Annotated in this window: 10 protein-coding genes; 4 read left to right on the top strand and 6 right to left on the bottom strand. The window is 48.5% G+C overall.

Features of this window, described 5'->3' with window-relative positions:
* Nucleotides 1-1,598: ankyrin repeat domain-containing protein (locus tag KDK15_RS06215; protein WP_257294499.1), on the top strand; the 1,598-nt coding region annotated here is incomplete at its 5' end.
* A gap of 202 nt (nt 1,599-1,800) precedes the next feature.
* Here the strand turns inward: KDK15_RS06215 and ilvN are convergent.
* Complete coding sequence (ilvN, locus tag KDK15_RS06210; RefSeq protein ID WP_257294498.1) at nt 1,801-2,292, bottom strand: acetolactate synthase small subunit; 492 nt, start codon at nt 2,290-2,292, stop codon at nt 1,801-1,803.
* Nucleotides 2,292-4,022: an acetolactate synthase 3 large subunit gene (locus KDK15_RS06205; protein WP_257294497.1), complete on the bottom strand. Its 1,731-nt coding sequence runs from the start codon at nt 4,020-4,022 to the stop codon at nt 2,292-2,294. The genes ilvN and KDK15_RS06205 overlap by 1 nt, the downstream gene beginning before the upstream one ends.
* Before the next feature lie 237 nt (nt 4,023-4,259).
* Here KDK15_RS06205 and KDK15_RS06200 point away from each other — a divergent pair, with 237 nt between their 5' ends.
* A complete protein-coding gene (locus tag KDK15_RS06200; RefSeq protein WP_257294496.1) occupies nt 4,260-4,673 on the top strand; it encodes a DUF4124 domain-containing protein in 414 nt (137 codons plus the stop codon).
* A gap of 76 nt (nt 4,674-4,749) precedes the next feature.
* Here KDK15_RS06200 and KDK15_RS06195 read toward each other — a convergent pair whose 3' ends face one another.
* Nucleotides 4,750-5,649, bottom strand: a complete 900-nt coding sequence (locus tag KDK15_RS06195; RefSeq protein WP_257294495.1) for a hypothetical protein — start codon at nt 5,647-5,649, stop codon at nt 4,750-4,752.
* 297 nt (nt 5,650-5,946) lie between these two features.
* Between KDK15_RS06195 and KDK15_RS06190 the strand changes: the two genes are divergently transcribed.
* Together KDK15_RS06190 and KDK15_RS06185 are read left to right on the top strand one after the other, a co-directional pair.
* Nucleotides 5,947-9,153 (top strand): hypothetical protein, encoded by a 3,207-nt coding sequence (locus KDK15_RS06190; protein ID WP_257294494.1) that lies wholly within the window; start codon nt 5,947-5,949, stop codon nt 9,151-9,153.
* A gap of 20 nt (nt 9,154-9,173) precedes the next feature.
* Nucleotides 9,174-9,944 (top strand): hypothetical protein, encoded by a 771-nt coding sequence (locus KDK15_RS06185; RefSeq protein WP_257294493.1) that lies wholly within the window; start codon nt 9,174-9,176, stop codon nt 9,942-9,944.
* Nucleotides 9,945-9,975: 31 nt separating this feature from the next.
* Here KDK15_RS06185 and KDK15_RS06180 read toward each other — a convergent pair whose 3' ends face one another.
* The 3 genes from KDK15_RS06180 to mrcB are packed head-to-tail and all read right to left on the bottom strand — an operon-like array spanning nt 9,976 to nt 12,831.
* The gene (locus KDK15_RS06180; protein WP_257294492.1) at nt 9,976-10,314 is read right to left on the bottom strand and encodes a YqcC family protein; all 339 of its coding nucleotides are present in this window, start codon (nt 10,312-10,314) and stop codon (nt 9,976-9,978) included.
* 5 nt (nt 10,315-10,319) lie between these two features.
* Nucleotides 10,320-10,526, bottom strand: a complete 207-nt coding sequence (locus tag KDK15_RS06175) for a hypothetical protein (protein ID WP_257294491.1) — start codon at nt 10,524-10,526, stop codon at nt 10,320-10,322.
* Nucleotides 10,498-12,831 (bottom strand): penicillin-binding protein 1B, encoded by a 2,334-nt coding sequence (gene mrcB, locus KDK15_RS06170; RefSeq protein WP_257294490.1) that lies wholly within the window; start codon nt 12,829-12,831, stop codon nt 10,498-10,500. Before mrcB ends, KDK15_RS06175 begins: the two co-directional genes overlap by 29 nt.
* Between the last annotated feature and the right edge of the window lie 131 nt (nt 12,832-12,962).

Raw genomic sequence — 12,962 nt, 5'->3', positions numbered from 1 at the left:
AACGGAAAATTACCCATTGTTTGTACCCTGAGAAGACGCCACTCCACGTGGCAGCAGCCAGAGGTCAGTCTGATATTGTCGAAGGCTTGCTTGAACAGGGTGCAAATGCCACTGCCATCACCAAAGGCGGGATAACTGCCCTACACTGCGCAGCTAGCAAAGGTGATGTAGCGACGATCAAGTGTCTTGTTAAACACGGTGCCAAAGTCAATACCCTCACTACAGCCAAGCACGGTGATACTCCCCTCCACCTTGCGATGTTAAATAGTCATGAAGCGGCCACAATAGCCCTTATTGACAGTGGCGCTGACATTGATCGCCTCGCCCCGTATAAAAGACGCCCACTTCACTTTGCAGCTGCAAAAGGTAACCTCAATGTCATTGAGATTTTGCTTGACAAAGGCGCTGATATCAATGCCGGTAGCAGGACCCCCCTCCATTTTGCGGTGGAACATGGGCGACATGATGCCATTCGGCTATTGCTTGACAGGGGCGCTAATATCGATGCCCAAGCCTCATGGTTGCCAAAAGTGTTTAGTCTTGAAATGGCAAGACAACAATTGTCGGACTTAGCAAGAATGATGGAGGGATCCACAGTAAGATACGGTGAAAGGAAAGACCACCGAAAACAGTACGAAAAAACACCGCTTCACGTTGCTATTGAGAAAGGTCAGGCAGAAACCGTTGATCTTCTGCTGACCGCTGGCGCAGCCACCAATGTACTTATTGGCCGTGGCGAGACGCTATGGAGCTGGATAACCAGAGTAAACAAACTGACTGCACCCATAATCAGGTCGTTAGCCCTTGCCCTGTGCCGCTCTGAGGCACCTTGTGACGATATGCGTGCCGGGTTACTCGGTGAACTGATTAAAATCAATGACTGGAATTTATTCGACCAATTGCTAGACAGAACTCCGGATGCTGACATTAAAACACTTCATTATCCAGGCTCCCGTAAATCAGCCTTTTACGAGGTGATTAAAGAGGGACAAAAAGACAAAATCCAGGCCATGATAAACCGGGGTGCCGACGTTAATGCCCGTGACCATTCTGGATGGACGCCCCTGCACTGTGCAGTCTTCAGCCACCACACACATGACGCCATTGAGGTACTGGTTGCCTGTAAGGCTGACGTAAATACCAAAAATAGCCAGGGACAAACACCTCTGCATCTTGCGGCTAAATCTGGTAAGTCAGAGGTTATTGATCAACTGATTGGCCATGGTGCTTTCGTCAATGCTACCACCAGAAGCGTGGCTGTCACACCGGATGCGGTGGCAAAGGATGTTGGCATGATGACCCCCCTCCATTATGCGGTTCTTGAACGTCATTTAAATGCAGTTCAGCACCTGCTTGACGGAGGTGCCTCCATCAATGACAGAACCCAGAACGGAAAGACCCCCCTTGAACTTTCAGAATCTGCTCTATTGTTAGCTAAAGAGACCGAAGCGTTATACCGCGCCCTTCATTCTCTGTTCCCCATCGCCAATCCGGGACCACTCTTGACCGCCGAAAGAGCAAAAGTCAAATCCTACTCAGACATCATCAATCTTCTGAAGGTTCAGTTGCCATCAGTAAATCTATCTGAGGACCTTTGATGTTGTTATTCAATCGGGGGCAGAAGAAGCAGTAGCAGGAGGAGGAATAAAAGGCATTGCATCCTGACAACAACATGATGCTGGCATCACATTAGAAACCAATCTTCCGAGTGACTGAAATCCGGCAAAGCAAAGCCTGTTCAAAGGGCTATTAAGAAATCACCCCGCAGCAAGCTGCAGGGCAGTTTATGAAGTATCCGGCTTAAAGAGATAGTACTTTTTCCCCACGGGAAATACCGGTCACCCCACTTCGCACAACTTCCAGCACCTGTGCCTGACCAATGGCTTCGATAAAGGCATCCAGCTTTTCACCGGTTCCGGTCAGCTGGATGGTGTAAACAGAGCTGGTCACATCAACGATCTGACCGCGGAAGATATCCGCTGTCCGTTTCACCTCAGCACGCAGTGGCCCACCGGCACGCACCTTGATCAGCATCATCTCCCGCTCAATATGAGCGCCTTCGGTCAGATCCACCAGCTTTACCACATCCACCAGTTTGTTCAGCTGTTTGGTAATCTGCTCGACGACCCGGGAATTACCCTCCGTGGTCAGCGTCAGGCGGGACAGTGTATTGTCCTCTGTTGGCGCAACATTCAATGTCTCAATGTTGTAATTACGCTGGGAGAAGAGCCCGACAATACGCGACAGTGCACCGGGTTCGTTCTCAACCAGTACAGAGATAATCCGTTTCATCAGGTCCTCTCCGTTTTGCTGAGCCACATATCGGCCATATTACCGTCCTTGATCTGCATGGGGTAAACATGCTCACGGGTGTCCACCTGGATATCCATAAAGACCAGTCGGTCTTTCAGAGAGAATGCTTCCTTCATAGCCGACGTCAGCCTGGCTGGATCGGTAATTCTCATGCCCACATGCCCATAGGATTCCGCCAGTTTGACAAAGTCTGGCAGCGATTCCATGTAAGAATGGGAATAACGACTGTCATACTGCATATCCTGCCACTGTCGCACCATACCCAGTGCCTGATTATTCAGGTTGATGATTTTGACGTTCAAATCATATTGCAGACAGGTAGAGAGTTCCTGAATATTCATCTGAATACTGCCCTCACCGGTGACACAGGCCACATGGCTGTCCGGGAATGACAGCTTAATCCCCATAGCGGCAGGCAGACCAAAGCCCATGGTTCCCAGGCCACCGGAGTTAATCCAGCGGTTTGGCTTATCAAATGGATAATACTGGGCAGCAAACATCTGGTGCTGACCTACATCGGAAGTGATGAAGGTGTCTTCACCCCGAGTCACGTCATACAGTGTCTCAATGACCTGCTGAGGCTTGAGAATGGTGCCGTCACCTTTGTCGTATGGAAACAGGCCGCCACGACCTTCACGCCACTCATTGACCTGACGCCACCAGCTGTCGAGCGTTTCCGGACCAATACGGGTATCTGTCTCCTCTATCTGACGGATCATGGTATCCAGTACGGCATCCACTGGCCCGACAATCGGGATATCCGCCGGTACATTCTTGGAGATACTGGCTGGATCAATATCAATATGAATGATCTTTGCGTCCGGGCAGAACTTGGATGTGTTATTGGTCACCCGGTCATCAAAACGTACGCCCACTGCCAGAATCAGGTCCGCATTGTGCATCGCCTGGTTCGCGCAGTAACTGCCATGCATACCGAGCATCCCCACAAACTGATGGTCCGAACCAGGGTAGGCCCCCAGACCCATCAGAGTATTAGTCACCGGTACATTCAATGTTTTCGCCAGCGCTGTCAGTTGTTCCGAGGCCTTGCCCAAAACCACACCGCCACCGGCATAAATAATTGGTTTTTTAGCCTCTGCCAGCAGTTCAACCGCTTTGCGAATCTGGCCGTTGTGACCTTTAACCGGTGGGTTATAGGAACGCAGTCGTACCTTCTGGGGGTAATGGTATTCGTACTTTTTGCCCAGGTCGGTAATATCTTTGGGGATATCAACCACAACAGGTCCCGGGCGCCCGGTCTGCGCCAGATGGAAGGCTTTCTTGATGACCTCTGGAATATCTTCAGCCCGCTTGACCAGGAAGCTGTGTTTTACGATGGGCCTGGAAATACCCACCATATCCACTTCCTGAAACATATCACTGCCTATAAAGGCTGACGGCACCTGACCGGAAAGCACCACCATGGGGATGGAGTCCATGTAGGCAGTGGCAATACCGGTAATGGTATTCGTTGCCCCCGGACCAGAGGTTACCAGCGCCACGCCCGGCTTACCGGTTGCTCTTGCGTAACCGTCTGCCATATGGGTTGCAGCCTGTTCGTGACGTACCAGGATATGGGTAATGGCCTTCTGACGGAAAATGGCGTCATAGACGTGCAGAAGAGCCCCTCCCGGGTACCCATATATATACTCGACTCCCTCATCTGCCAGTGATCGGACCACCATGTCCGCGCCGGATAATAGCTCCACTTGCTAACCCTCGGCTTTATTTGGAATGAATTTTTATATCGCCCCGAATTGCTGGCGCTATTAACATCTTCTTGGGCGGCTTCAGGAGGTGCCATTTTTGACGTTCAGCAGCCATCAGTCAATAAAAATAAGGAGTTTGCTTCGGTGAATACGAATTTTTTTTCATGGGAAGACGATAATTAACCAGTGCAACAATAAAAATCAGGGACTGGTAACGTGAAGCAAAGACTGTTTTTCATGGCTCTACTGCTGTCTTCATGGGCAATAGCAGAGCCTATCTACAAGTGGAAAGACAACAGGGGGGTTGTACACTTCTCAACGACCCCGCCGCAACAGCAAACGAATACTGAGACTATTGCCAAACCTGAGCCACAGAAAATCTCAAACGGTGCCAGTCAAATGACTCAGAATAAAGAAGACAGTGAAGCAGTTGTCAAAAAACCGGCAGAAGCGCCCATTGACGAGCTACAGCAGAAGACTGAAGAAGAGCCGGTCGTTTGCAATTCACTGCGAAGCAATTTAGCCATACTGAAAAATGGCCCGCCGGTTCGCATCAAAAACAAAAATGGAGAGTATGAAATTCTCGATAATTCTGGCCGTCAGGAGGAGATCGCCCGTATCAACAAGCTTATGAATGAGTTCTGTAAATAGGTTCGAAAATAGACTGCCCTACCCGGCAATAGCTCCTGCACCCATGCACCCATGCACCCATGCACCCGTGCGGTTTTTACTCCATCTCTGAGTCACGAGGGTTTCCTGACCGGTAAGGCTGCAGAAAATCACGTAACTTTGATAATTTTTCACCGTTGTCGCTGCTGCTGCATTCTACGATTTCAGATAACCTGCTGAGGGTATCACAGTGATGTTTAGCAATCCTATCGGATACATATTTCTGTACATTGACTCTTAAGTCAGCTGGCTCATCATCATCTTCCGACCTGTATTTATTGGATATCAGAACATACCTGGCATCCACCAGGGTTTGCGGAATTCTGTCACCGAAATAACCCAAAGGATACCAGCAGTTGCCGTCCGAATACTGGAGTAGCTTGTCATCATCATCAAGATCAAGTTCGTAACTGGTCTGCCTATGGTTAAGTATCCACTTATTCACTTCTGGATTTTCGACAAAATGAAACTGTCTGTGGGACTGACCATAGTCGTCGCCCTGACGACAGGTATCTGAAGCATCCATCACACTGCACATCTTTACAGCACTGGACAACTCTTCTTCAGAAAGCCCATCCTGACGCATTAAGCCTTGTGCGTACTCAGTGAATTGCACGCTTTTGACATCACCAGCAGCGCCTCTGCTGGCATAGTAGACCATACATTTTTCATCGTCTGATAACTGCTGTTTGACCTGTCGGCTTATGTCATTGCTCAGTTTTATGTGTGCAGGCAATGGAACTCCCTCAGACCATGAAGCACTTGTTGTCGGAACCGTGCCTCTGCTGGCCTGATGTTTCTCCCGTAACTGCGGCTTTACTATGGCTGTTGGCAGTTGACAGACAGCTCTTGGCCCGACAGAGGCTTTTACAGAGCGGGTCAAAGTGGGATAACTTCCGTCGTTAGCAGGGGAACTAACGTCCGGTACAACAGGACTGGTAAGAACAGGCAGATTCATAGGCGTTAAATTCTCTGGATTCTATCGGATTTGCTCACTCAGACAACTGCTCATTCAGACAACCATTTTTGATGAAAGTTCCTGCAGCAGAGGAAGCGGGCTACCGATGCCTAAAGCAAAAGGCTCCTCCCACCGGTTTTTCCATGGTCATCAAAACAGGCCAACATCTGCTCACACCCTGCCAAGCCCTGCCGATTTTGAATAGTTAATGTGTTGGTGTTGACTGATAACGATCCGACAGAGCGGTCTAATTTATCGGCTCATGAACATTGGTCATGGAAGAAAGGCTACAGGGAAATGATGGCTCATATTCAACAGTCAGGATTGGTTCGCCTTACAACCCGATACTATAAAGCAGTCAGGGCTGGCTGGAGAGCAGCAAGGGCGGGTTGGCAAACGGCCAGAGAAAAACAGTATCCTGAGCATGACAGATCAACCACTGCTGGCAGGACATCTGGAGGGACATTTTCCCGATATCTGAAAAATCATGATGGCCAATCACTCATCAGGCCTCTGAACTCAGCGATGATGCCACATGAACAAATCAAAAAGTATGAAAGGGAGCTATTGGCTGCCCTCAATGTAGAAGAGCAGCCTGAAACCCGAAATATTGCCATCTCCGGAGCCATTGGTGCTGGCAAAAGCGCATTTATTCATGCATTCACAGAGCGTAATCCGCAATTCAAATACACCCGATTTTTTTTGCCAGCACTTTCCGAAATCAATACCCCCATTACCCCAGACAGTAACGAAAATGAGAAAGTAGTATTAGAGCAACTTCTGTGCAGCATCACAGGCGAGTTACCCGACGACATTAAGGCACAGCAGCCTAAAACCAGAGGCTGGAGGAAAGTCATTGGTGTGATTCTGGCCTTATTGACCAGCTATTCCATTGCAACACTGGGCTATCTCAGCGGCAGTATGGGCATTGATCAAAGTACAGCCGTCAAAGCACTCCATCTGTATTTACCCGACCCGATGCTGGCCTTTGCCAAAAAGTATGCACCCTTATTGGCTGAACTCTCATTGTTCCTGGTGGCAACACTGCTCATAATGTATCTATTCACGGGGTTACTGAAAACAGGCCAGAGAAAGAGGCTAACCCGGCTGCAGAGCAGTGCAGACAGATCAGATGTCAGTAATTATCTCCATCAAATCAATCATGCCTTTAACCACAGCAGGTATGATATTGTCATTGTCGAGAACCTGACAAGCCCCTGCCAGCGGGCAGCATTGGAAACACTGTATTGTGTCAATGGCTACCTGAATGGCTCAGGTCACATTAAACAACCCATCTATTTTGTTTATGTCCTGGCGGATGAAATACTGACAGCCAGTGAACGTACCCGTTTTTTTGACCTGATTATTCCCATTATTCCCGCTCCCAATGCTGAAAATGTCGGCCCCGAACTGTATAAGCAGCTGAAAACCATCAATAGCCGTGAGATGGATAAAGCATTAATTTACAATGTGGCAAGCGCCATTGACGACATGAAACTGATGACCAATATCGTCAATGAGTTTCATATTTACCTTGACCAGTTATCCCCGGACTATAAAGCGCTGAATAAAAACAAGCTGTTTGCCATGGTCGTCATTAAGAACCTTTATCCCAAAGAGCATGCAGAATTAACCGATGATATGGGACTCTTTTGGACGGTTTTCAATGACAATAAGCTATCGGGTAAAACGGTCGCTGAAACACTGCAGCAGGGCTTCATGGCGGATTCAGTGTTAAGAGAGCTTACGGAAGAGCGCTTTGCCCCTTTACTCTACTTACTCATGAATGGGTATTTTGCAGAAGATTACCGGGACTACCTGTTTTATTTCTATCCAGATACCACTCCCAATGAACATCACCTAGCTTCATGGCAACCGGTCACACCCCACCCCCTTGAGTATCAGGCAATCAATTTCAGCCGGAAAAGCAGCAACCTGAACCACAGAGAGTATCTCAACGGCTACCTGCCCAATGACTTTCAAGTGGCCACACGGTGGCAAGTAAGCGAATCCCCGGAAGTCTGGCGATACCATGAGCTTGAGGTGAACGAATACAGCCCACCAGGGAGCAACTTGAAAATCGACAGAGATATCAGTGAAAGTGACAAACAGCTTTACCTTCAAATGAAAGAAGGCCTGGTGGCTGATTTTAAACAGACAGTTAATTTGCCAGAGTCGTTTCAGCATCACTTAACGCCGTCTGACCTTACCAATGGGCAAGGCCCGATCAAAACAGTGGTTGACTATCCACTGGAAAACCCGTCGGCAAAGTACCATGGCCATAGCAGTGACACAGTGCAAGCCATGCTGATTGCCGGGGTATTGCCAATGCTTATTTCCGGAAATCACGACAATTTAAGCAAAGCGATTATTCACTCCATCGCTACCCTCACGGATATTCACCCCATTATCAGACTGGTCAATGACCAGCCAGACATATGGACATGGCTGAAAAAACATCAGGTGAAATTTGATCGTCTTTCACTCAGGCATTGCACCCAGAGGATTGCTTTCAGGATCATTGAAGACTCAATGTACCAGCTGAATTCTCACATGATGGGATTACTTCTGGCTTTTACCACCGAGGAGCAACCAACGGCACTTGCACCAATCAGTTACTCGGCCCTCTGCTCTTGCAGGCACCAAAGGCTAATACGCCAGATACATGAAAATCTCAATGAGTTTGTTACAAATGTACTGCTAGTTCAGCCCGGGCTTAAAGAAGATCAGAGTTATCTTGTTGAGCTTTTAAAAGCTCCTGTACTGAAAATGGATGATAAAATACAGTTAATTAAACAATCCGGGCAAAAACAGACCAGTATCCGGGATACATTTAACCTGCTCATGGCCCTTATTCACAACAACGAAATCCATGATGCGACATTAAACCAGCTACTCTCTGCATTTCCTGATTTTTACCTTGAGCACCTTAACCTAACATATATATCCCCAAGTCGGATTGAGATCATTAGTCAGCACCCCAAGTGCCGGTTTTCATTCAAAAGCCTTGAATGGCTGGCAAAAAGTGAAAACCACTTTAAGGCTGACACCACTTTTTACTACCTGTTACGCTTCTGGAATGAGTATAAAACCAATGCCGTGAGTACAGCTCAATTAACAGTTAATACCATTGTGAAATTACTATCCAGCAGCGAAATTAATATTGATGATAAGCTATGGCTCTGTAACCTGTTAAACAATGAAAATGAGATTGATGGCCGTATATTGGCTGCGATGCTTGCACCCATAACCTCACAGCCAGCAGAAAGCTTTACAATGAAAATCAGATTCAGCCGACTTGAAACTCTCATGGCCACCGCCAGAACATTACCGGAAAAGATTCGTCTACTGTCCCAACAAGTAAAATACCTATCTCAGCGTGAGTTGTTAACACTGCTTTCACAGTTGGATATTGACGGTGCCGGTCAACTCATGAAAGAGAATAAGCAGTTCTCTCTTTCCGGTACCCAAGAGAATATTGAATTAATAAACGCTCTCAAGTGAGATCATCCTACAGAGGCAGTTTGGGAGATAAAGGTAAAAAGATTATATGTAACCTGAAATTTAGACGAATTACTTTTATCTCCCTGAATTTAAATCAACAACAAGAAACTACCTGTAAAAATATCGGTCTAAAAGGTTTTCATGACCTTTTAGAGGTAGCTATGAATTCTTCTGTTGTCGGTTCAGCCCCAAACTTATATACACAACAAAGTCAATCAATTGATATTCCTTCTGCCGCAGGCTCAGAGGCAAAAGTTTCAAGATCACTGGAAACATTACTACCATCTCCAGACTCATTTAATTCAGAACAGGGGCCAGATGACAAAAAAGCGGCTGATCGTGCTATACATTCACAATCCGGAAGCGATGTCAGACCTCAACTGGCCAGTATTAGAAGTATGTCCTCCATATTAGATTCACTTTCTCCCATTGCAGCAACATTACCAGCTAGAATATCAGCCTATGACGCTAATATCAGTGATTCTGAGCCGGAGGTAAGATCACAAGCCCTGCAGACCTCACAAGTAGAACCTTTACCAGAAGCAAATGCTGCTGCATCAAACTTGATGACCGAGTCTAGCCCTGCAGGCAAAGTAACCATTTCTACAGGAAGTAATCCCGAAAAAGAGCGGACTTCAGTTACCAATGAAAATCCAGAAGCGGCAAATATGGTTCCACCAGATCTTCAAAAAGACAGAAGCCGTGCATCTGGTATACTCGACTTTTTTTGCAGTTGTTGTCGTATCCAAGATCGACATGCCAGTCATCCGCCACCAAGACCCGGCGTCTGAATATCCAGCCAGCACTTGCCTGCAGATTCCATTAACTACTGACCTGTGAGACAGCAGGTAAGCTCATTAAGCGATCAAACTGCTCGATAATCAGCAGCAGTTTCTCACTATCCAGCCGCTCAAGCGGCAAAGCCTCTTCTGCATAGGACTTGATATTTGAACCCTTTGGCAGAGTGCCTCCCCCATCGATAATAGCCCTGACGCGGGGAACAAATACCCACTGCAACCACTGGCTGAATGCCATGGTATCCATACAAAAAGGCGTGGTGCTGGCCATGGCTTCAACTGACGAAGGCATGGGAAGCCAGACATCCTGCCTGCGCAGCTCTGACTCAATAGCGTCCAGCAAAACAATAACTTCTTCAGACATATCAGCTATTCAACGCACTTAACAAATGATTGATTGGGTGATGATGACACTTCAGGCTGCTCTTCCTGTATCAATACTGGCATAGAGCAACCCACCAGAACTCCAGCCAACAACAGCGCAACTAAGAGTCCGGGTGGAAAAGATACCGCTTTGCCATGCCACTCAGGGAGACGGCGTAATGCTTCATTCAAACCATCCTTTGATTTTGTCAAACAGAGAATCCTTCACATCATCCTTACAACCGGCATAGGCCTGTGGCTCAGAACCCTTGATATAGGGCAACTGTATAGCGCCCTGACAATAGCGATGACTGCGACCATGTGCCGAGGGATTCACCCAGATGCTTGTCACATTGCTGGCTCCCAGGGATTTTACCGATTGAACCGGCACATTCGACATAAAGTAACCCCAGACCTTCAAAGCTCCACTGCTGCCAGTGAGTTTTGTCGGGCGGTTGTCATCGTGGCCTATCCAGGTCACCGCCACCAGGTCACCGGAGTAACCGGCAAACCAGCTATCCCTGAGATCATTGGTGGTGCCTGTTTTACCACCCAACGCAATACCCGGCTCAACATACCGATATACGTTGCGCCCCGTACCGTCTTTCATGACCATACCCAAAGCGGTACGCAGCAGTTCCATTGGTCCCGGCTGAAAAGCCCGCTCGACAGAAAGACTGTAACGGCTGAGTGGCTTGCCCTGACTGTCTACCACCGCATTGATAGCCCGCAACGGCATACGAAAGCCACCACTGGCAATGGTTTGGTACATTTTGGCAACCTCAATCGGGGCCATTGATGGAGAGCCAAGCAAAACGGATGGATAAGGTGGCAATTCCTGCTCAATGCCCAGTCTCTTGAGCGTATCCAATACCGATGACAAACCAACAGCCATCCCGGTATTGGCTGCCGCCTGATTATAGGATTTCGCCAGTGCCAGGTAGAGTGGTACCTGCCCATGGGATTCACGGCTGTAATTCTGGGGCTCCCAGTAACCACCGCGACCATCACTGATTTTCACCGGTGTATCATGGACAGGCGTCGTTAATGTGTACTGGCCAGGCCGCTCAAGAGCGGTTAGATAGATTGCCGGCTTCAACAGGGAGCCAACCGGTCTGCGCGCCTCAATGGCTCGGTTAAATCCGGCATACCCGGGCTTTCGATCCCCCACAACAGCAAGAAGATCCCCCGTCTGTGCAGAGCTAACCACCATGGCACCCTGAAGTTGATTATCCTTACCCAGAGTCGTTAACGTACTGGTCACACTGTTCTGGGCCTCCCGCTGAATCACCGGGTCCAGATTGGTGAAAATTCTGAGCCCCTCAGAGGTCAGGTCCTTCTCATCATAATCCTTGCGCAGCTGCTCTTTCACCATATCGATATAGGCAGGAAAATCGTTGGTACTGACCAATTCCCGACTAACAGCGCCTAATGGCAACTTTTTGGAGCGTTCAACTTCGGCAACAGGAACGATGGATCGCTCAGCCAGGATATCCAGCACCAGGTTTCGTCTCGCCAGGGCGCGCTCAGGATATCGCCTTGGGTCGTAATAGGATGGACCTTTGACCATAGCCACCAGTAGAGCAGTCCGGGCCAGATTCAATTCCTTAAGAGGCTGGGCAAAGTAAAACTGACTGGCCAGGCCAAAACCATGAATGGCCCGACGTCCATGCTGCCCCAGGTAAACCTCATTTAAATAGGTTTCAAGAATCTCTTCTTTGCCATAATGCAGCTCAAGCAGCAGTGCCATAATGGCTTCTTTGCCTTTCCGAACCAGAGTGCGCTCGTTGGTTAGAAAGAAGTTTTTCACTAGCTGCTGTGTGATGGTACTACCGCCCTGAACAACCCCTCCGGCTTTCAGGTTGGCCACCATGGCCCGGGCAATGGAGGTGGGTGAGATACCAACATGGTCGTAATAGTCTCTGTCTTCAATGGCCAGCAAGGCAGGAATCAGATACCGGGGAGCCTGGGCGGTCCGAATCAGTAGGCGGTCTTCATAACTGGCCGGATAAATACCACCAATAGGCTGGGGGTCAAGCCTTAACAGTGGCAGGTTTTTACCATCCCGGCTAACGAGGTGAGTCACCTCATTGCCCTGAAAGTCAACCTGCACATAGCGCGATGGCTCAGCACCATCGGGAAAGTGAAACCCCCGGCTATAAATAATGAACTGGCTGCCATTGCGAGCAAACGTACCCGGGCGTCCCACATCACGAACCGCCTGATAGCCCTGACGCCTGAGCTGGGACTGGAGATCACCGGGGGTTATCAGCTTGCCAGAATACAATTCAACAGGACGTGCAAATACCTTGGCGGGTATCGCCCACTTTTTCCCTTCAAACTGCTTGGTGACTACGGCATCCAGATAGACAGCGCAAGCACAAACCAGAACCACCAGCGTCAAGCCCAGCTTGAGCAGAATAGATTTCCACGGTACCGGATTGCCCTGCCTTTGCTTAGAGGATGATTGGGTCTTTTTGGCAGGCCTGCCTTTTTTAGTCTTCGATTTCTTTACCATGGGGGCGATTATACGCCAGGAGCCTGTCGGACTTAAGACTGCCCTACTGCGGTTGCGATAAATTGGTCTAAAAATTCCTGCTTCTTCGTCAAATAGCCCCGCTATTCTCCTCAGAAGCAGAAATTTTTATC

Source organism: Endozoicomonas sp. YOMI1 (assembly GCF_024606345.1).
Taxonomy (GTDB): Bacteria; Pseudomonadota; Gammaproteobacteria; order Pseudomonadales; family Endozoicomonadaceae; genus Endozoicomonas.
The sequence above is the reverse complement of the archived record's forward strand: the minus strand, read 5'-3'. Positions and strand labels throughout refer to the sequence as shown.